Consider the following 22704-nt stretch of genomic DNA (forward strand, 5'->3'; position numbering starts at 1 on the left):
TCTCTGATGATCGGGCTGGAATGTTTGCGGACAGGTCAGCGTGACAGAGCGAATCGAACGAGTCATACTGTGGCGATGATCCAGAACAGAATCTTCGTCCGTCGAATCGTCGCTTGCTCCCTTCTGTCCATGGGTGCGCACTCGGCGATGGGTGATGACGCGAGCCGAGCGGTATTTGCCAAGCAACCCATCGAGCAGACAGCGGCTGTTGATGTCGCGCAGCAATGGAGCGGCAAAGAGCTTTCGTTTGTCGAACCGGCGACGAAACTTCATCGACGTCCCATCGCCGTGGTCGCGATTGACGATGACCGAGCGGTTGTCGCGAATCGCCGGAGCGGAACGCTCAGCATTGTGAATGCAGAGTCTCTGGCAGTCGAGTCGGAGTATCAGCTCGGCGGGCATCCGACGGATGTGGTTCGAGTCGGAACGACTTTGCTCATTACGGAAAAGGAAGGTCGACTGTCGTCGGTTCAAATGCACAGCGGACAACCAAGCGTTCAGTGGCGAGTTGCAATTCCGAACGAACCCGCAACCGTTCGGGTTTCGCCTCAGCAAGATTGGTGTTCCGTCAGTTCGACTTGGGCGCGGAAGGTGACCTTTGTCAGCTTGCCTGAATCCATCGATGAATCGCCTGAGATTGTGGCGTCGATTGACTTGCCATTTTCGCCTCGCGAGCAATTGATTCTTCCCGATCAATCTCGGTTGATCGTCGCCGATGCGTTTGGACCGCGGATTGCCGTCATTCGTCTGGACACGTTTGAATTGGAATCCATTCGCGAGATCCCCGGCAACAACATCCGAGGGTTGGCTCTTGGTCGCGACGGTGAGAAGGTCTACATGGCACACGAGTTGATCAATGAGATTGCTCCGCCGCGGAGCAGCGAGATCATTTGGGGATCGATGGTGTCGGATGCGACGCGTGAAATTTCCGTGGCTTCCATTGTTGATCCTGAAGCGAGCCTGATGAGCGGGAGTCGCTTCATCGCAGTGGGCAACAACACGCGTGGAGCCGGTGATCCGAATGCGATCTTGATGCGCGATGACAATCGATTGTTGGTGGCGATCGGTGGACTGGGGCAAGTCGGTGTGGTCGAACCCAGCGGGATTGGAGTCACCCGAATTCCAACGGGATCAAGACCGGTCGCGATCGCTGAGATTGCAAACGATCGTTTTCTTGTCGCGAATGAGTTTTCAGACACGCTGACCCGAATCGATTTTCATTCTGATGCGAGTGCGGTGTCAAACAGCACGAAGGTCGTCAGCGGAATGTCTCAAGAGACGGAACAAGTCGAGTACGAATACGATTCACCGGAGGGTGAACCGGGTGAGTCAGAAGATTACGACTACGAATCGGAAACCTATCGGGCGTCCGACGATCCTGAGGCGGTGCCTGTTCAGCCAGTGGCAAGAGTCGCCAGCTATCAAATTGGTCAAGATGCAACGTCGAACGATGGGGCGTTGTTGGCAACTGCGACGACGTTGAGTCTAGGATTGTCTCCGGATCTTTCGCCGAGTGATCGTGGAGAGGTGTTGTTCTTCGACGCCAGTCTGTCTCGTGGTGGTTGGTACAGTTGTCACAGTTGTCACACCGACGGCCACACCAGCGGATCATTGGCAGACACCTTGAGTGACGGTGGTGAAGGTGCTCCCAAGCGAGTCTTGTCACTTCGCGGTGTTGGGCAAACTGGGCCGTGGGCTTGGATCGGTGACAAACCTGAGATTGAAAAGCAAGTCAGGCAAACGCTCCAGCTGACAATGCAGGGAAGAAGAATGAAGGACCGCGATGTTTCCGACTTGGTCGCGTATCTGAACTCACTTTCGCCCACGCCCGCTTTTTCGAAACCCATTTCAGATGCTGACCGGGAAGTTGTTTCCGAGGGCCGCGAATTGTTTCAGTCGCTTGATTGCGTGTCCTGTCATACCGGAGACGTGTTCACGTCTGATGCGACGTACGATGTCGGACTAAGTGATGAACGTGGTGCGACGGAGTTCAATCCACCTTCGTTGCGAGGCGTCGGGCATTTACATGGGCTATTTCATGATCTTCGCGCCGCGGATATCGACGCGGTCGTCAATGAGTTTCGGCATCAGTTGCCTCGAGAGTTGTCGGCGGACGAACGAAATCAATTGATTCGTTATCTCGAAAGTCTGTAGACGCTCGATCACATTTCAGCGGTGCAAGCCAAGCTATGGGACTTGCGGTTTCCAGTAGAATTGCACTTTTGATGTTCCATCGCGTCTTGTGTCGCGTAAAAAGGAATAGCAGCTCGTGCCAAGAAGGATTTGGCATGCAGTGCGCCGGAACTCGATGCAGTGTGGTTGACTGAGGTGATCTAAATAGAGTTTGAACAACAGTCGCTGTACGTCGGTCCACGGTTGGACGTGTCATGCGTTGTGTTTTGCTGAGAGTTTTCGGCAAACTGAGCGAATGAAGAATTCGTAAGCTCACTAAGCGACTGGCGGCGCTGTAGAATGAGCACAGGGTTTGCGATTAGCCGCAGTGCATGCGTCTGTCGCTTTTTGATTCACCGTCAGTTCTTGAGTTCGGCGGAAGCTTTGCTTCCCGCCAACTTTTAGTTGCAGCCGAGTTAGTTCTTCGTTGCGTCAGCGATTTAGGAGCCGGGCACAGTGCGCAGCACTTCGGTGGTCGAACCATGTCGGAGGACTAAGCCCACGGAAGGGGCAAAGATGGAATTGTATTCTTACTGAGTTTCTCTTTTGCTTTTGAAGGAGTGATTCATAACCTGGCGGTTGCACCTATGACCTCGAATTCAAGAGACTCCACCCGCGGAAGTAAAAGCCAGAGAATCGACCTTGCTCATCAATCGTTCGTGACTCTCGGGGAGGCATTGGATGAGTTCGATATTGGTTTTATACAGCTTTCACCCGAGACGACTGCTCTGCAAACCGTGAACGGGACCTTCGCAAGAATGCTCGGGCGTGAGCCTAAAGATCTCCAAGAGTTGCAGTTGTCAGGTTTGGCGGAGGACGAGCATCAATCCGACGTTGTTGACGTTGTCCGTAGCCTGAGGCAAGAGACTACGGGGCGAGTTGTTCGCGAATACTCGATGTCTCGAAGCGACGAATCGCCTGTTTGGTTGCGATACACGTTCGTAGCCAACCAAGCCGCGGACGAAAACGCCCTCGTCATTTGTGCGACTGCGATTGATGTGACGCCCGCTAAGAGTGTCGAAGACGAGCTTCGATTGGCAAACGATCACTTCGATGCGGCACAGGCCAACTCAAAGGTGGGAAGCTGGGAATGGCCCGAAGATCAAGCAGTTGGTTGGTGGTCCAAGCAGCTTTATGAGCTGCACAACATGGACCCAACGTTGGGGCCACCAACCTTTGAGGAGTTCATCGAGTTGGTCGACCCAAAGGATCGGCCGACAATTATGGAAATCAACCAGCCACCATTTTATGTCGGTGATGTTCGACGCTTCGAGTTTTCGAGTAACCCAGCATTTGGGCCGCGTCGATACTTTGCAGCCACCGTTTGGATGGCGGAGCTCGACGGTCGGATTGTACGGCGAGGGACCACCCAGGACGTCACTCGGCAAGTGGAACTTCTGAGTGCGCTTCAACAGAGCGAAAAACAGTATCGAGAAGTGGTTGTTAGCAACGCCGAAGGAACGGCCATTCTGAATCTGGACGGGAAGATTCTGCAAGCTGATGAGAAGTTCGCGTCAATGCTTGGCCAGTCGCTCGGCGGATTGGACGGAATGGACATCTGCCAACTTGCTGATGCGGCGAGTGCAAAGTTGATTGACGAGAGAATGTTGAATCGCAACCAGTCCGAAGCTCATGAAGTCAGAATCAAGCACTCGGACGGCCATTTGGTTTGGTTGTTGTTGACATGCTCACCGCTAATCAATGACTCCGATCAGTTCGCTGGAATTCAAGCCCGGGCACTCGACATCACACACCGCAAACACGTTGAGTTGTTGACTCAATTGGCAGCGGAGGCCAAAGCCAAATTGGAACGATTGACCAATCGGGAACGGGAAGTTCTCGAACAAATCGTCGAAGGCCGAATGAACAAAGTCATCGCGAATCGGTTGGAAATCAGCGAGAAGACGGTGGAACGTCATCGTTCCAATCTGATGAAGAAGTTGGAGGCTCAAAGCGTGGCCGAACTGGTCAAGCTCGCGATGACCGCCGAGATCATGACGGCGGACTGAGCTTCATAGCGACTTGCGCGAAGTGATTCCGACAAACGATCAAGGAAGCAGCTTGGTTTGCGCTTGTCCGCAGGCAAGAAGAATGAAACGTTCTCGCGTTTCGGCCTGCGACAGAAAGAAGGCAAGCTCGGCCAGCATCCGAGGTGACTCACCTTTGCCCCAAGGCGAGTCGAGTGGATGCTGACCGAGCTTTGCTCTTTGCCCCACAACAGTATCGTTTAGAAAGTGGCGTAGTGTAGTTGCGAACTTGCAAATTGAGGGTCATCCCCATGCGAGTGTTCAACATGAGCGGTCCTTTGCGTCCATCGTTTGCAATTCGTTCTTGTCAGAACGCAAAAGTAGACATCTGAGGCACTGGCTGCCTACCGAGAGCCCCTCGCATGGTGGACTTTGAGGTTTCGAAGTCCGGTGCCTTCTCCGGATGTTGGCTCTTGTTTGCGTGGCTACGCAATTCCTTCCAAGTAACCAAACTTGCGCACCGGAGGGATGTCTATGGACTTCTTGGTTGGCGGCTTGTCTTCGAAGCATCGAAGACCAGAGACTGGTTGAGCATTGCCAAAGCAATCAACCCTTCAGTCACGCTTCTTAGTTTGAATTCCGACCAAGGTCCAGGGACGGAACTCCGTTTCGCCTGGGGCACGAGGCGATGTCTGGACTCCATCTTGTCATCCTGATCGTCAGTGTTTCATCACGATACCGAAGCTGAGAAAGTCAGCTGAGAGCCGGTTGGTGATCGATGAACCCGGAACCGTTCCCGTTGGCAAGATGATCGCCCCCGTTCTCGTATTTTCGAAGTAGTGCGACCAAGCAACGTTGACAGCAACTTTGTCGTTGAGTTTGTACGATCCGCCCATGCTGAGCACGTGTTCGTAAATCAGAGGCGACGCCATGTTGAAGAACGATTCACTTTCGCGAATCGGGTTTTGGTTGTAGGTGTACCCGGCTCGCAAGGCCAATCGTTCGCCAACGGAACGCTGTGCACCAAGGGCGAGAGCAAAGACACTGCTCCAATCCAGTCCGGAAAGCTTGCCGGTCCCGTCGTATGACGCCCCGTCACCGAATCCGTCAGCGTTTGCATAGTCGAAGTAGCGGATGTCCGCAGCAAACAGCCATTGATCAAAGCCGGTGTAACCAGTCCCGATCGATGTTACCGACGGTAGGTCTATGTCGCAGGTGAGCGTTCTTGGCAATCCGTTTTCATCCGCACCGATGAATTCGAATGTCTCCATCCAGGCTTTGCTTTTGTAGGAAGCGCCGACCTGCCAATCCGGAGTCATCAGGAAGTACGATCCCAATTGGAAACCGCCGCCCCAGTGGTAGCGAGTCGCACGACCGGTGGAATAGGTGTTGTCTCCATTCACAGAATCGAAAACAAATGGTTCCAAACCGACTTGACCAGTCGTGATCAACGGCCCGGCGGCAACCGACATCCGCTCCGTGACGGCCATCGACAGAACGGGAGCGATTTGAAGGAACGATGCTTCCGACGTGATCTGCCCAAGTCCTGTTGGTTGTGGTGCCAAAACGGGATTGGTTGTGTCGGCCGGCAGGCTGGTTTTGAAACCGGCGACGGAATTGACGCCGAGGCCGAACGTGTAGCGTGGATCTTCCAGGCGATGCGTCCAGGCGAAGTTTGGAACTGGAAAGACACCCGGATCCGCGTCGGTGGAACCAGTCGTGGCGCCAGCGGTTGAGGTCACGTTGTGATCTGTGAAAAGCAGGTCAACACCGACTTCTAATTCACTGTGCTCCATTCCACTGATGGAGGCTGGATTCCAGTACATTGCACTGAGAGCGCTGATGGGAGCAGCCGTCGAGGCGCCTCCCATGCTGCGATTGACTGGCCCTGAGGCCGATATGTAGGCGCCCTGCGAATACGCAGTAGTCGCAGACGTGGACGCGAGCAACAATGCTGCCAGCGAAATGAGTTTCTTGTACATCCGATTTGCCCCAACGATGGATCCGTCCTTTGTCGACCGACGAAAAGTGTCGGTAACTTCGTTCAAATCGGCTCAATCGTTGCAACTGCGCTAAAAATTCCTCCGAACCGTCACAGTTTCACAGCATGCTCAGAAAACGCCCTTCTGCAGTGGCGTTGCAATCGCTGAGTGCGGTGACTCATCGCCGGGAAACAGCAGCGATTGATCGCGAGGAGTTCCTCGAATTTCACTTCGATCCAACTGCAAACTGATAAGTTGCCAGGACGGGGTCGTCTGAACCCAGAAACTCGCCCACGGTCGTGGAGGTGGTTTGCGGTAGATCGCAGGTCATGAAGAAGTCGGTGGGTGAGTTGCTTCCGAAGATGAATCGTTCGCCCAATTCTTCCATTCCGTCGGTGAATTTCTTGATGTCCGGTGAAGGCACCGTTCCCTCGACCACGTTTTCCCGAACCAAGTCACACCAGACCAGGCTGTTGGGGTGCTGAAGGAGCGACGCGATATCACTTAAAATTTGTTGGTTCTCCTCGCGAGTGAAATACATCGAGCAACCTTCGAAAACAACTGCGGTGGGTCGCTTTGGATCGAAGTCCGGATTCTGCAGCAAGAGTTGCGATATCTTGTCGACTTTGAAATCCGCGGACATCGAATGTCGATTCACATCTTCAGTCGACTCCATTTCCGAGATGACTCGGTCCCGCTCTTCCAACATCTCGGGCAAATCCAACTCAAAGAACGTCGGCGTTCCCAGTTCCTCGTTCATTCGAAACGGTCGCATGTCCAAACCGACGCCAAGGATGACAACCTGCTCAAGTGCTTCGACACTGCGGAGTGTTTCGTCGATGTGTCGGGTCCGTGCGAGCACCATGTCCTTCAATTGTGGCAAGACGCCGTTGAGTCGATTGGCAAGCAATTCACCGTGAGGTCCCGCCGCCTGGCGTTCATGGCTCTGATCAACACGAATGTTCTTGCTCTCCGAAGATGCTCTCAATCCCGCGATCATGCGAGCCGAGGCTTTGAGCTTTTGTTTAAAGATTGGAGAGATGCGCGGGTTGGATTTGGTCGGTTTCAGCTGAATTGACGGTTGTGCGAAATATCGCATCTCCGCCTCGGCAACCAGTTCCCCGTTCGAGGTAAAGATCACAGGCAATGTCACCAAGACGCGTTTGCCGTTGAAGTATCGCTGCTGGACCGTTCTAGCGATATTCGCGGGAATGTCACAGGTTGCGGTCAGGTGACCGGTGCTGGGGTTGCGGTACTTCACGTCCATCGCGGCCAACCACAAAGAAGCCGAGTCTTCGTCGTTGCAGCGATGAATTCCGGCAAGTGGGACGCCACGCAAGAGCGTCGTCAGTGCAAGGCCGCCGGTATAATCGGCAGACAATGAAATCAAAGCCGCCTGATGAGTTCCATGTTGATTGGTGGATGCCTTTGTCAGTGGCAGAACGGATTCACAGGATCCTTCCGTCACCGAGGTCACTTTCCATTGAACGGCTTTGAGAACAGGGATGGCATTGTGCAAGAGCTCCGTCATCAGCTCTGGGTTCACTCGTTGCTCGTAGTCTTCTTCCCAGCTAACTGCTGGCTTTCCATCCACTGATGTAAGCATGTTCTCTCCAAGTGAGCCTACTGGAAAAGCAAGAACGCGTGTTCACCTAAGAACACTGGATCCATTTCAGTTCGAATGAATCGGGAACTCTACCAAACGTTCTTTTTGGTTGGCTCGCATCCAAATATCGTAGCGACGAGATGGTTATACCAATGGTATGGACACTATTGAGAGAATTGCAAAAGTCAACTGAAATTATCTGCTCATTTCGGTTGTTCAATGAGAGTGACACTGATCGGCGCGGTACTGTTGCGAGGGCAAAGTTTAGCCATTGCGCAAGAACGATCGACTGCCCACAGAGGCTGCAGTGACCAAGGCCCCGAGGTCGTGTTCGCTTCTTTGTAGTGACGCTTTCACGAATCCAATCGAGGCGAATGTGAGTTCCCTTCCCACCAACGTTTCTGACGCAGCAAACACTCAGCGGTACAACGTTCAAAAGAAGTTGTCCAATGCGTCCGTTGTGGCCTGTTTCTCCGCGATTGACACAACAACAGGCGGAAGGGTCATCATCCGAGAGGTGCCGAAGGTCTTCTTTCAGGAACGCGGATTTCATCGCTTCAGGACTGAGTCGCGACTGACGTCCGGCATCCACTGCGAGACCTATTCGCGGCCAATTGACTTCATGGTCGGTGAGACACACTTGCGAGTGGTCTATCCGTATGTCGAAGGGACCAGTCTCGCGCGGCGTTTTCGCAATCGCCCTTTGACTGCAACCGAAGCGATGTTTCTCGCAAAAGATTTGTTCGAGGCGCTCGAGCAGATCCATCAGATTGGTTGTATTCACCGAGATATACGCCCGTCCAATATTATAGTCCGAGAGGATGGGCGCTCGGTCCTATGTGGCTATGTACCTTTGTGGTGTCCCGAGCTCTTTGGCAAGGATGATTTGCTGGCTCGCGAATGCGCCACCTATACGTCTCCTGAGTTGTCCGGCATTATCGATCATGATATCAGCGAGACATCGGATCTGTATTCCGTCGGACATGTTTTGTATGCGGCATTGACGGGGAACCCGGCATTTGCGGGTGATGTAAGCGAGATTCTGTATCGGCATATGACGGCCGATCCTGACAGCGGTTGCTACCCGGACGAAACGCCTTCCGTTGTGATCGCGTTGGTGGAGAAGCTCATCCACAAAGAGCCTCGAGATCGCTATCAAAGTGCTTCGGCTGTTCTGGATGATGTTAAAACCGTCCTTCATCAATTGAACTCGGGGGGATCAACCGAAGACTTCGTGATCGGAAATACTGACAAGCGTACCGTCTTAATTGACCCAGCGTTTGTCGGGCGGGACGAGCATGTCCGTACTCTCGACGAGTCACTGGATTGCGTTCTGGATGGTCGTTCGGAGCGAGTTTTGCTGCGAAGCGAATCGGGGATGGGCAAGACCCGTTTGCTGAATGAAGTGTCTCGATTGGCATCAAGAAAGCGATTCTTGGTTCTTCGAGGACGTTCGCTACCGGATGCAAATCAGCAGCCATCGGCGATCTGGCTGCAAGCAATGGAGCAATTGGTCAAACATCTGACCAATGACGCTGACATGCTTCAGCGAACCCGCGAGAGGATGGAGCCCTATCGGCAGGAAGTCACGACGGCATTGCCCGTGCTTGCAAAGGCGTTTGGCTGGAGCAATTCGAAACTTTCGGGTCCGGACGAATTCGGTCAGGGCCGGATTGTTTCGGCGTTCCGGACGTTGTTCGCTGACTTGGGGACACCTGATCTGAGTGTGATGATCACTCTTGATGATTGTCAGTGGATGGACGACCAATCCTTTCGAATTCTTCAGGCCATCTGCGAGTACCCGGCCCGGCATCTCTTCCTGTTTGCAGTGACTCGTCCCGATGAAGGGTTGTGCACGAGGCTCAATGACGAGCTTAGTTTTCCAGTCAAACTGACACTTGGTCCGCTGACGGATCAAGCGGTCCAGCAACTGGCCGAGTCGATGGCAGGGCAACTACCGTTGGAAGCGATTGAGGTGGTGCAGCGTTTCGCGGGCGGCAGTCCATTCATGGCTTCCGCCATTGTGCGTGGTCTGGTTGAATCCAGCGCGTTGCGACCTGCCGATAAGTCTTGGGTGGTCGATGAAGTGAAGCTGTCGAGCTTTCAAGCAGCCGATGATGCCAGTGAAATTCTGGTCGATCGCCTAACTCGGCTGCCAACTGAAACTCGTGAATTGCTCACGGCGGCAGCTGTCATCGGGCGCGATTTCAATCTCGAAGTTGCTGCTGAGTTGGTTGGGATCCGTCTCGCTGACGCACACCGTGCCATTCATCCTGCGCGGGTTCAGCGTTTGGTATGGAGCCGTCCCGATCGAGTGTTGGCATTCGTGCACGACAAAATTCGCGAATCAATTCTCGAGGAATTGACGGCGGAAAAGATTCGTTCGATGCATGGGCAAATCGGCCAGTACTATGTCGAACACGAACCCCTTGAATTTTTCAAACTGGCATACCACTTCGATGCTGCGGAAATGCATGAACAGGCGCTGCCGTTCGCATTGAGAGCCGCCGAAATTGCTCGGAATAGTTTTTCGCTCGTCAGCGCAGAAGAACAATTGCGAATTGCGACACGGGCGATTTGTCACGCCGATCGTTCGAAGCAACACCTCATTCAGATGATGATGAGTGACGTGTTGATGTTGCAAGGCGAGTATGACAAGTCAGAAACGTGGCTCGACGAGGCCTTGGAGAGCACACAAACAGAAACTCAGAACGCTCGCGTGTTGCTAAAACGGGGCGAGCTGCACTTCAAACGAGGTAGCAAGAATCTGGCGGTGGAGTGCTTTGAGGCATCCCTTCGTCAACTGCGGCAGCCTGTTTGCAACAATCGACTTTCGTTGATGGCACGCATTGTTTTGGAGGGTGCACGCCAGGTCAGGAACTCACTGCTCCCGTGCTTTGTTGGACGCCGAGGCGGACAGCCATCGGACGAGGAGCAAATGTCGCTGTCTTTGTACAGCCAAATTGCACACGCGTATTGGTACACTCGCGACAAGTACTACACCCTCTGGGCTCACTTGCGATCGATGAACGCCGCGGAACGGTTCCAACCGACACGCTATCTGGCGCAATCGTATTCCGAGCACGCTCCGGTGATGACGTTGCTACGTTGGGAAGGCCGAGGGATTGAATATGCTCGACGATCGTTGGAGATTCGCAAGGCATTCAGTGATGTTTGGGGCCAAGGCCAGACGCGAAACTTCCTTAGCATCCTGTTGCTGTCCTTTTCCCGATACGAGCAATGCGTCGATCAAGCCAGCCAGGCAGTGAAGATGCTCGAGCGGACCGGTGATTACTGGGAAGTGCATATTGCGCGATATCAGTTGGCCGCTTCTCTCTACCGGTTGGGACGGCACAAAGAAGCGCTCGAGCAATCGAAGATCAATTTCGAGTCCGCGGTGAAGCGCGGCGACTATCAAGCAACCGGCAACATCATTGATGTGTGGGCTCGTTCCACCAATGGCGACATCCCGGAAGAAGTCATCGAAAGCGAGTTGTCTCGCGATTTGGCTGATTCTCAGAGAATGAGTCAGGTATTGTTGGCAAAGGGTGTTCGTGAGTTCTACCACGATCAGTTCTCTGAAGCGGCGCAGTCCTTCCTCCGAGCCATCACGGTTGCAGAACAAACTCGCGTCTCAAATACTTACGTCAGTCCCGCGTATCCTTGGTACTGCACAGCGCTTCGGCGCCAACTGGAAACATCGATTCCTCGGAACACGCAGCGTCGCAGACTTCGAGTGCGTGAATTGGGACGAGCAACGAAGGCGGCTGTCAAAGTCAGCAAACAATTCACTAACGAAATTCCCCACGCGTACCGCGAACGCGGAGCCTATCTCGCGTTGGCTGGCAAGTTGCGAGCCTCACAAGCTGCATTTCAAAAGAGTTTGCAGGTAGCAGAAGCTCAGGGTGCGATCGTTGCCCACGCGAAAACGATGATCCTGTTCGCAGAGTTTGCCGCCGAATTCGGCTGGCCTTTGGACGGGGAAGCGATCGACATCGCTCGTGGTACACTGTCGGAATTGGAGTGCAGCGACTACGACGTCAACGAGGGCGGATCGCTTTCGTTGGTCAACCGATTCGATTCGCTGTTGGCCTCCGGACGACGAATTGCAACCAGCGTTCTGCCGGAACAGATCTATCAAGAGGTTCGCCGAGCAGCAACGAAAATCCTTCGCGGTGAACAAGTTTTCTTGATATTGAAAGAAGACGATGAGACACTCAGCACCGTGCCAGCCGGGATGCCATTTGACGCTTCTATCGTCCAGGAAGTGAATCGGACTCGGCAGACTGTTGTGACGGAGGTGGAAAACGCGGTCGCCAACGGGATTGCAACGACGAAGCAGGGAACATTCTTATGCAGCCCCGTGGACGTCAACGATCAAACACTCTCGTATCTCTACGTCAGCAACGAAAGATTCGCGAATCTGTATGACGAAGATGAAATCCGAATCGCTGATTACCTGACATCCGCTGCTGGTGCTGCTTTGGAAAAGGCCAATAGCTTTCAGCAGTTGCAAGACCTGAATCTCAATCTTGAAAAGAAGGTTTTGGAGAGAACGGAATCGGTTGTACGCCACTCGAAAGAACTTGAGTTGACCGCCCAGCAGCTCACGGCGACGAAAGAGAAACTGCAGATTGCGAAGACGGCAGCCGAAGCGGCAAACCATGCGAAAAGCGAGTTTCTTGCACGGATGAGCCATGAAATCCGAACTCCGATCACCGGGATTCTGGGCTTCACCGAATTGCTTCTCCGTGGTGTGGTCACTGATGACGTAGAACGTGAATCGCATTTGCAAACCATTCATTCGAACGGCTTCCATCTTCTGCATTTGCTGAACGACATCCTGGATATTTCCAAGATCGAGGCCGACAAGATCGAGACGGAACGAGTTTCGTGCAACCCGAGCTGGATGGTCCAAGACGTTATCGCCTCCTTACGTTCCAAGGCGATCGAGAAGGACATCTCACTCGAAATTCGCGTCGATAGCGATGTGCCGGAAGAAATTGTCAGTGACCCAACGCGTCTTCGTCAGATTCTGACGAACCTGACAAGCAATGCGATCAAGTTTACCAACCAAGGTGGCGTGACAATCTCGATTGCTTCGACAGGTTCAGGTGGTGTTGCCAAGAAGCTGAATATCGTGGTGGAAGATACCGGGATTGGAATGACAGAGGAACAGTCGGCGTTCATCTTCGAACCTTTCAAGCAAGCTGATGTCTCAACAACGCGAGAGTATGGAGGAACCGGTTTGGGGCTTTCGATCAGCAAGCGATTGACGGAAGCTTTGGACGGAACGTTGGAGGTCTCCAGTGCGAAGAATGTCGGGACGCAGATGATTCTTGACTTCGACATCGAGTGCCCAACTGGCGTTCGGATGTTGAGTCCAGAGGAAGTGGTTTCAACGAGTAATGGTGTCAAGGAAAATCAATTCGATGAGATTGATTTGACCGGCGTGCGTGTGCTGGTCGTTGATGATTGCGAGACCAACCGCCGGCTGTTGTCACTTCTGCTGCAAGACGCCGGTGCCGAAGTGGAAATTCGTTGCAACGGTTGTGAAGCCGTGGACGCACTGACCAGCGAACCGTCGATGGTGGACATCGTGTTGATGGACATGCAGATGCCAGTGATGGATGGCTACACCGCGACGGCTGCACTGCGTGAAGCCAATTACGAACCGCCGATCGTTGCACTCACCGCGAATGCGATGACAGGCGACGAGATTCGTTGTCGTGAGGCCGGGTGCACTGACTACCAGACCAAACCATTGGATCTTAACGCACTGCTTCAGTGTGTGGCCACGAACACCGTCGGTTCAGAAGATGGTGCGGAGCTGCTCGAGGCGATTGAATCGAAGGCAGGTGAGGGATCCAGTGCAATTGTCGTTCAGCACGAAGTCAACGATGAAGCAGTTTCGACCGAGTTGATTTCGCACAACGATCAACCGGTGACCGAAGCATTGGTCGAGGCACAGGAGCCTGTGGAGGATGAACCTACGGTGGAAGCGGAAAAGATCTTTAACTACGACTGGCTACACGAGTTCGCTTGTGACTTGATCGATCAACTCGATGAGACGATGCCCAGCATCATCAACGCCTACGACCGCGGCGATTTGGAGCAAGTTGGCAAACATTTGCATCAAATTCGTGGTTCCGGCGGGACCGTCGGTTTGCTGCAACTGTCTGAAATTGCTGCACAAGGGGAATCGGCGATCGAAGTATCCGAATGGGAAACACTGCGAGACACGCTGAATGAGCTGCAGACCTACGTCAGTGAAGCGCTCCAGGAAAAGAGCTCGTCTTCAGACAATGCTTCAACCGATTCGCTCGACGCGTCCGTCGACATCAGTGGCTAGGCCTGTATCGATACGTAGCGACAATCACTGTTCAAAGCCTCGACGATTGAGGTAGATTGTCTTCCTGATTTTGATATCGCATCCAATCAGGCATCGATCCCATCTGCGTCTTCTGGACGGACTTGCGTCATCTGCCAAAGTTGTTCGCGAGTTCGTTGCAAGGTACACCATCTGCGTGTACTCCTTGCCCATTGCCCGAGCCGAAGGCGGAATGAAACGTGAGTGTGCTGAACGACCGATCATCGTCTGCGGTCGTGTGCGAGTCGACACAACGAACCTCGCAACGCTCGAGCGGCGGCAAGCTCAACCTATGGTTCGCGATGGTGGCACTTGCGGTAGTGCTGGGATGCAACCGTTCGAAGACCAACGTTGTCGAAACGGATGATTCACCGGTCGTTCAAGCAGACTCCACCGCTGATACCACACGTCCAGGTGGCGACAACAGCGATACGCGAGTGACTCTGACGGCTTCACAATTGAGGCCGGTGATCGAACTGGAAGAAGGTTTTGTTGCTTCGGGAACCTGCCTGCAGTGCCACGCCGACGAACACCAATCCTGGCACGCGTCGTTTCACCGAACGATGACACAGGTTGTCAGCATCGAGACCGCTCCGAGTGCCATCGCGGACGGAGAAGTTGTCGTTCAAGGAAAACGATACCTGTTCGAGCAAAGTGGCGATTCGTTTTTCGTGACCTACTCGGATCCGTTTCGAGGTGGCATGACGATGCGTCGTGAGCTGTTGATGATGACAGGCTCGCATCACATGCATGTGTTTTGGCATGAATCAGACCGACACGGTACGCCAGCTCAACTCGATATCGTCTATCTGATCGAAGAAGACCGTTGGATTCCCCGTGACTCGAGTTTTCTTCAGCCTCCGGATCATCACGCTGGGTTGGAGCTTGGGACCTGGAATCGGACATGCAGCCGGTGTCATTCAACTCACCCGCGAGAGCGTTTCAACGCTGATGCCCAGGATTGGAGCACTCGTGTTGCGGAATTTGGGATCGCCTGCGAAGCCTGTCACGGTGAAGGTCGCGGGCACGTGCTTCGACATGCCAATCCAGAGAACGATGCAGCGTTGAGTCAAGTTTTGGCGGAGTCGGGGAATGACGCCGAGACGAAGTCGGACGACTTAATCGTGAATCCCGCAAAGCTTTCCAAGCAAGCGTCAGCGGATGTTTGCGGCCAATGCCACAGCGTTTTCACGCCTGACTACGAAGTCGTCGCGTTGAGGGACTACGAGCAGAACGGCAACCCGTTCCGACCGGGAGATCTGTTGGACGATCTCGGGTTTTCGAAGGTCGTCCGAGCGTCAGCGGAGCATCGAGAATCGGAGGCGTTTCAGCAGTGGTCCAAAATGGAAGACGTCGGCGGTGCGTTCTGGGCAGATGGAATGCCTCGGATTGCTGGGCGAGAGTACAACGGGTTGATCGAGTCGGCTTGTTTCCAGCACGGCGAGATGACTTGTTTGTCCTGCCACGAAATGCATCCGGCGACAGGGGACGACAAGGATGCAACGCCTCAATTGACTGAGTGGCGAAACGATCAGTTGGGCTCGGGCATGGCGGGTGATGACGCGTGCCTGCAGTGTCACTCGGAGATGGGCGATCAGATTGAGATGCACACGCATCACGCGGCAGGATCTCATGGCAGTCGTTGCATGAATTGCCACATGCCTCACACCACCTATGGATTGCTCAAGACGATTCGCAGCCACCAGATTTCCAGTCCATCGATCGCAGAGAGCCGACTCACGGACCGCGCGAATGCGTGTTCCTTGTGTCACCTCGATCGCGGCTTTGATTGGGTGTCCGGACACTTGCATGATTGGTATGGGCAGGAGATTCCAGAACGCACGAAGTCCGAGTCCGATGTTGATTTGTCGACATCCGCTTTGCACTTGCTCAGTGGCGATGCGGCTCAGCGTGCGGTGCAGGTTGCTGCGATGGGATGGAAGCCGGCCCAGGAAGCATCAGGAACTGAGTGGATGGAGCCCTATCTGCTTCTTGCGCTGAACGATCCTTACGACGCGATTCGCATTGTCGCGGAGAAGTCGCTGCGTACGCTTCCCAATCGCATTTCAGAACCAATGGATGCGATGGCACCTGTTGGGGAACGCATGGAGGCTTTCAATGACGCGATTGAAGCGATCGACGAGAGTTTGAAGATGGAGCCTAGGCCTTCGGTTCTAATCAACGAAGAAGGGCGATTCGATTTTCTGCGAGCCAGAGAGTTCCTCGAACGTAGGAACCATCGTCCGATTCATTTGCGAGAATGATTTTGGCGTGACCATGGGACGGCCGATTCTTGTTCGATTACCAAGTAGCGATCGTTGAGTGGAACGTTCTCAATGATTTGCTCAGTCCCCGAGGGCCACTGGATGGTGACCGTGCACGGGCCAACTGAATTGCCCAGTCCAAAATCGAGTTCCGCTTCGTTGCTGGTCAAGAAACCTCCGTTGATCACCCAGTTGGTCCAGCGATTCGCACCGGATTGAACCAGGACAGTGGCTCCAACTGCGTCGCGTTCGCTGGTCGTTCCAATCAATTCCAATTGTAGCCAGGATTGCTGGTCGGATTCGTTTCGCAACAGTTCCATCGGTTGATCCAGATGATTGCCCACGACATCCGGCATTCCATCTTGGTCCCAGTCCAACACCGCGAGAGCGCGGCCGAGAGTCGGTTGCGACCAGAATCCATCTGCTTGTCTCAAGTCGGCGTTGGATGGACTGGAGACCAGTTCGAAGTGATCGTCGTGTCCTTGATAGAGTTGCGGCAACATTCGAAAGGGGACGCCTCGGTGCGTGTGATTCACAATGTGTCCGTTGAGAACCATTAGGTCAGGACGTCCGTCGCGATCAAAGTCGGCAGCTTGCGTTCCCCAACCCACCGTAGGCTTGCTGGAGTCGCGAATTTTCCAGGGGCGACTGGAGTGTCGAAAGATCGCATCGTTACCCTGAAGGTACAGGTCGGCTTCTTGGTCCCAGTAGTTGGTGACGTGCAGGTCGGGCAGACCGTTTCGGTCAAAGTCAGCAAGCGTGAGTCCCATCGATCCATGTCGACCACCTTGCTGGCTCGTCGCGATGCCTGAGAGGTAAGCCGTCTCTTCCGCTTCCCAGTAAAAGGATTTTGTTTTGCCGTTGTTTTCGGCGGTTAGCTGCGAACTGTTGGCTGCGTTTGATCGTCGATTCTGCCAGAAGAAATTCGCATCCCCGTCATTGGCGATGTAGACATCGTTTCCGGATTGGGCATTGAGATTGCCGATGATCACCGCGAAACCGTGGCCGGCAATTGAATCAGACACGACCGCACGATCGGCTTCTGTTGACGAAAGCACCGGTTGAAACTCGCCCGTGGGATTGAGCGATAACCACCGATCCGCGGCGGGTTTTAATCGACTGGGGCCGCAGGCATCGTTGTCCGGCACGCAGGGAATATCGAATGCGGACGGATCATCGATGTAATTCACCTCAATCAACTCAGGTAAATGATCGCCGTCCAGGTCTCCGCAGGCAATCGATGTTGTCCACCGATCGTTGCCGGCGCTGTGTAGCTCGCCACGCGAGAACGTTCCGTCACCGTTGTTGAGAAGAATGACGTTCTGACCAATGTTTGCGATCAACAAATCCGGGAAACCATCCTGGTTGGTATCTGCGACCGTGATACCTTGACCGTATCCGTTGTCAGCAGAATGCGACTCTGCCGTGACATCCGCGACTGAGGCGGATAAAAGATTTCGGAACAGTTGGTTCGATTTGCCTGACTGCCGAGTGAGTGCATCTTCGCCGGCTTGAGCACAGTAAATATCCGGCCATCCATCGCGATCAAAGTCGATGACTCCGATGCCGCCGCCCGTTTGTTGATGCAAGTAAAATTCGTTGTCGGCTTGATCGTCGCCGTTGTCGTATTGAAAGTGAAGCTTCAGGTCCGAAGTGATGCCTCGGAAGCGGATGGGTGCGGGAACGGATGAAAGCTTGTTCTGTTCGGACGAAATTGGTTGATCGGTTTCGGGCGACTGCGAGTCGCGAAAGTCTGGCATTGGCCAATTTGAAAGCTTTGCTTTCGACCAGGGGACGGTTGAGTCGGCGTGTGACTCATTGGCTGCGGATTGCTCTTTCAATCGATTTCGTTTGAGGTCCAGAGCAGCTTTGTCGCTTGGTTGATTGCCGGTCTTGGCAACTGCGATTTGCTGCCACGCAATCGATTGCCATGGGCGTCCCAGTTTGTCCAGCAAACTCGCCATTTCGCGATATTGGGCTGGCGTGCCGGAGGCCAATCCAAAGATTTTTGCCAGTTCCGAAGTTCGTTCCAGCATCTCAAAATGCCGCATGGTTTCGTCAGCCGCGTCGGTTTCTCCGATCTGACGAAACGATCGAGCCATCGAGACCAGCGAATTACGATCGGTAGGATCAAGCTGAAGAGCCTCGCCAAAACAACGAATCGCGGCGCGATGTTCTTCTCGTTTCTGTGCGAGTTGCCCAATCGCGTACCAATATTCGGGTTCAGGCGTGATGCCTGGGGGCAAGTCCTGCCGCCACTTTGCGACGGCGTCGAAATTCCCTAGGTCGGCGAGTATTCGGCCTTGGAAAGTGGCGATCGCTGTGGAATTTGGATATTGCTGTCGAAGCTTCTCAAGTGATTCGCTGGCTTCCGACAGTTCGCCTTGATCTCGCTGCCTTCTCGCGAGCGATAACTGTGCGAGTGTTGGTTTTGAGAAGTCTGGGGCGGGCAGGGTTTCGTCAACGAACGCATCGCCCAGCGTGATCATTGAGAAGAGTTCCCGTTCACTGGCTTGACCTTCGCGGATCATTGGTTGCAGAACTCGACTGGCGGCAACTCGATGACCTGACTGATTCAAAATTTCGACCAGACGATGGCGGACTCGAGCGTCATCCGGTCGATCCTGCAAGCGACTTTGCAATAGCTCGATGGCGGCTTCGTACGCATCGGCTTCGAGGTAAAAGCCAGCTGCCACCAAGGATGCCGTGGTCGCGCGGTCTTGGCTTTCAAATGGGATCGAAGCGAGCAGCTCCGCCGCGGCGACGTTATTGCCCATCCGGTGCTGAATCTCAGCCTTCAGCCGCAACACCTCTTGATCGTCCGGATTGCTGATCAGCAGTGGCCCAACGATCTCGTTTGCACGCTCAACTGATCCGCGTTCGAGCTCTTCTTTTGCCAAAGCGATTTGCTCATCCGTGTCCAAGTCGGTCGTCTGCTTGGCTGCTTCTTTGAGTTGCTGTCGCTTTCGAAGCTTGTCAAAGTCGGATGGCTCGGAGCTGCAACCGGCAATTTGCAGGCACAACGCAATCAGAAGGATCGCTTTCGTTGGTCTGCCTTGAAACCTCGGTTCATTGCACATGCGTGTTCATCGGAATCGGCTGAGCAATTCCCTCCGTCAACAGGTAGTCGCGGCCGGCTTCGAGTCCCTTGAATGATTGGCTGTGCCCTGAATGCCAATTCACAACGATGTCGGCGTTGTTTGATGCATCCGGCAACGCGAATGAGAGCCTTCGTTCGTTGCTGCCCATGTAGCCATCTCCGGCGGTGAGTTGGAGCGTGCGTTTGTCGCCAGCTGATTGAACCTCAACAGTGGTCCCAATGGCGTCTCGATGGCCCGATGTCGCTTGGAACCGCAGCCCTATCGATTCTGAGGCAATTTCGGATTCATTGATTAGCAAGGCGACGGGTTCGTAAAGATGCGTGATCAGCACGTCCGTTCGTCCATCCTGGTTTGCATCGAGAGTCACCAACGCTCGGCCGAGGTGCTCGCGTTCGAAATAGTCGCCGAGGGAGTTGTTTAGTTGTTCCTGCCAGCGTCCGGATTCCAATCTGGTGAACAGCTGCGGGGGCATCTCGTAGCCGATGTCCGTGCGGCCGGTGTCACTGACGTGGCCGTTGGTAACCAATAGTTCCATGGCTCCATCCGAATTGAAATCAGTCCACGTCGTTCCAAACCCGAGCTGGTCCAAGGAAGGTTCGTACAGTCCAACCGCGTGCGTTCGGTCTTCCCAAAGGCCGGGGGCAACTTGCTCGTAGTAAGTGTTGTGTTCTTCGGCGAAATGGGTGAGGAAGAAGTCGAGGTCGCCGTCGCCATCGGGATCACCGGCGGCCATTCCCATCGACGCTTGCGAATTGGACTGCCCGCTCATTGCCAAACCGCGAACGGTGCCGAGGTCCGTCAGTCGTGTTGTGGCGGCTGCAGTGGCTTTGTCGCTTGCGATGTTAGATGACGACCATAGATGATTGACGGACATGTCGTTGGCAATGAATAGGTCGAGTCCCGGTGCTTCATCGAGTTGTCCCGCGATGATGCCGAGTCCTCTGCCGATGTTGGTCGGCTGCATCCAATCACGGCTGACGTTTTTGAATTGGCCAGTTCCATTGTTCTTCCAAGTTCGGTCGGCACTGGCTTCGAATTTCAGAGGCGGGCAGCTAGCCAACTTGCCCGTCGCGTCGCTTCGGCAAGGTGTTTCGTAGGGGGCTTTGCCGCCGCAATAGTTGACCTCGAACAAGTCCGCATTGCCATCGCCATCCATGTCAGCGATGACGGCGGAGGTGGTCCATTCGGTTCCAATCAAATTCGTTTCGTCCGTTACGTCGCTGAAGGTGCCGTCGCCGTTGTTTCGGTAAAGACGATTGCGGCCGATGTTCGCATCAAACAGATCTGGAAAGCCGTCGTTGTTGTAGTCACCTGACGTGATCCCTTGCGCAAAACCAGTGTCGGCGTAACCGCTAGCCGATGTCGCATCAGAGAATTGACCGTCTATATTTCGAAACACATAATTAGGGCTTGAGTTGCTTTGCATCGGTGCACCGTCAAGGTTGGCGATCGCAACGTCGGGCCATCCGTTCAAGTCAAAGTCGAGTACCGCGGCGCCACCACCGGTACTTTGATAGATCCAGTGCCCTTCCTTTTCCGCCTCGGGTGCCAGAGAAACTGTGTGCAACAAACCTCTCTGCTTTGCCTGTTCGGCAAATCGAACCGGCGATTCTTCCATTCGGTTCGCGATTGTGCGAGCGTTTCGAACATCGGCGTCCCACGTGACGAAGGGCATGTCGCTGATGTCGATTGAACTCGCCACGAGACTGGCTTCGGTTTGCCATGGAGAATCCGGACGCAAACGAGCTCGTATCACGAGGTGGGCTTGATCGATGGTGGCGACTGGATCCTCCGGTAGCGATTTCGCGAGGCTGGTCCACGCTTCCGCTTCCCACATCCTGCCCAAGTCAACCATTTGATAGGCGACCCGGAGAGCGGCGATTTGCGACTTTGAGTTGCGTTCAAGAAACGTCTTGACCGCGTCATTCAATCCGGCGATTTGATCGAATCGTTTCGCCACTCGGTTGGATTCGTCTTCATGGCCGATTTGCCGCAGGCTGGCCTGTAACTGCGAGAGCGTCGGTCCGTGATTTGATTGATGCAACCGCGACGCTTCGGCAAAGGCGCGAACTGCGGCGGTATGATTCCCCGTGTGGTTCGACCAAATGCCCGCGGCGGTCCAGTACTCCGGCAGAGTCTCTAGAGCCGCGGGTTTGTTCGTTGCCCACTCAACCAGATCCTTTCGCCGGCTGGAGTCGCTTGGATCAGCGATGGCCAACGCAACCAATGCGCGACCTTGCAGTGCCCACGCCGGGAGGAAATCAGGATGCCTTTTCAATACGGCTGGCAGACGCTTCGAAACTGCTGACCAATCTTGCTTTTCGGCATCCAGTTTCGCGAGGGCGTAGTGGGGGCGAAGGTCTTCTGTAGCACGATCCAGGAGCTTGCGGCAGAATTCCGGATCGGGTTGAACGCGATCAGGGTTAGCCAAAACGATCAGGCTTTCTTCGTCTCGAAGGTTGTTCTGGATCAGCCATTGCAATGGTTTGACAGCGTCATGGTTGAGACCGAGTACCGTGACGAGCCCCGCCAAGTCATACCGCGGACGTTCCAGGTCGGGGTGAGCTGAGATGGTCTGCTTCAGAATTTCGACCGATTCATAGGCGTTTGCGGTCGCCATCAAATTCTTCGCCAGTTTGTCTAGCAATGCGTAGCCGGGTTGCGGCGTTTGCTCGACCGCGTCGCGATACCACTGGATGGCTTGCGGGGTATCGCCCAGGCGAGAGGCGATGTCACCCGCCAGTTCCATCGCTTTGGTGTCGGAAGGATTCGTTAGCAGGTGTTCGCGAAGGGAACGTTGTGCGTTCGGGAAGTCGCCGATGCGAACCGATTTCACCGCCTCACGGTAATGAATCCCGGGTGCCGCAACGTTGTTCACGGGAGGCTTGGCCGGTTCAGAGTGAGCTTCCGATGGGGCGGAAACGGATTCCCCCCCCGACCCATTGCATCCCAAAAGAAGGCAACACGCGAGGCAGTTGCCAAAAACGTTGAGGACAAGATAGGTTCGACTCACTTTGGACTCAGAGATACCGAGTTGATTGGGGCATGCGGAAGCGGGACGTCAGATCGCCAATTGACGCGGCCAAGTTTCGCGACATGTCACGACGCTGGAACGCCTCGATGAGGCCGTTTTGAAGGACGCGTTTTGCAATCGGCACTGCGTTCGAACAGCGTTACTTCTAAGATAGCGGATTGGCCGCCGCCGATACTCCACCTCGACATCCCTTTTGCACGACACAAAT

At 54.3% G+C, this 22704-nt stretch carries 8 protein-coding genes; 4 read left to right on the forward strand and 4 right to left on the reverse strand.

Annotated elements, in window-relative coordinates; translation table 11 throughout:
- The first annotated feature begins 75 nt into the window (after positions 1–75).
- Both CEE69_RS17360 and CEE69_RS17365 read left to right on the forward strand, forming a co-directional pair.
- A complete protein-coding gene (locus tag CEE69_RS17360) occupies positions 76–2154 on the forward strand; it encodes a cytochrome c peroxidase (RefSeq protein ID WP_099261887.1) in 2079 nt (692 codons plus the stop codon).
- Between the two features lie 677 nt (positions 2155–2831).
- Complete coding sequence (locus CEE69_RS17365; protein WP_315852531.1) at positions 2832–4181, forward strand: PAS domain S-box protein; 1350 nt, start codon at positions 2832–2834, stop codon at positions 4179–4181.
- A 677-nt stretch (positions 4182–4858) separates the two neighbouring features.
- Here CEE69_RS17365 and CEE69_RS17370 read toward each other — a convergent pair.
- Both CEE69_RS17370 and CEE69_RS17375 read right to left on the reverse strand, forming a co-directional pair.
- On the reverse strand, positions 4859–6121 hold the full coding sequence (locus CEE69_RS17370; RefSeq protein ID WP_099261889.1) for an OmpP1/FadL family transporter: 1263 nt from the start codon (positions 6119–6121) through the stop codon (positions 4859–4861).
- Positions 6122–6347: 226 nt separating this feature from the next.
- Complete coding sequence (locus CEE69_RS17375; protein WP_099261974.1) at positions 6348–7715, reverse strand: YiiD C-terminal domain-containing protein; 1368 nt, start codon at positions 7713–7715, stop codon at positions 6348–6350.
- 388 nt (positions 7716–8103) lie between these two features.
- Here CEE69_RS17375 and CEE69_RS17380 point away from each other — a divergent pair, with 388 nt between their 5' ends.
- Entirely contained in the window at positions 8104–14079 is a 5976-nt protein-coding gene (locus CEE69_RS17380) for a hybrid sensor histidine kinase/response regulator (protein ID WP_099261890.1), read from the forward strand.
- Between the two features lie 218 nt (positions 14080–14297).
- A complete protein-coding gene (locus CEE69_RS17390) occupies positions 14298–16361 on the forward strand; it encodes a hypothetical protein (RefSeq protein ID WP_233215332.1) in 2064 nt (687 codons plus the stop codon).
- Here CEE69_RS17390 and CEE69_RS17395 read toward each other — a convergent pair.
- Together CEE69_RS17395 and CEE69_RS17400 are read right to left on the reverse strand one after the other, a co-directional pair.
- Complete coding sequence (locus CEE69_RS17395; RefSeq protein ID WP_099261892.1) at positions 16346–19441, reverse strand: FG-GAP-like repeat-containing protein; 3096 nt, start codon at positions 19439–19441, stop codon at positions 16346–16348. The genes CEE69_RS17390 and CEE69_RS17395 overlap by 16 nt on opposite strands.
- Positions 19431–22340 carry an FG-GAP-like repeat-containing protein gene (locus CEE69_RS17400; RefSeq protein ID WP_233215333.1) on the reverse strand — a complete coding sequence of 970 codons (2910 nt, stop codon included), beginning with the start codon at positions 22338–22340 and terminating at the stop codon, positions 19431–19433. Before CEE69_RS17400 ends, CEE69_RS17395 begins: the two co-directional genes overlap by 11 nt.
- Positions 22341–22704 lie beyond the last annotated feature (364 nt).

This window comes from Rhodopirellula bahusiensis (assembly GCF_002727185.1).
GTDB classification, from domain to species: domain Bacteria; phylum Planctomycetota; class Planctomycetia; order Pirellulales; family Pirellulaceae; genus Rhodopirellula; species Rhodopirellula bahusiensis.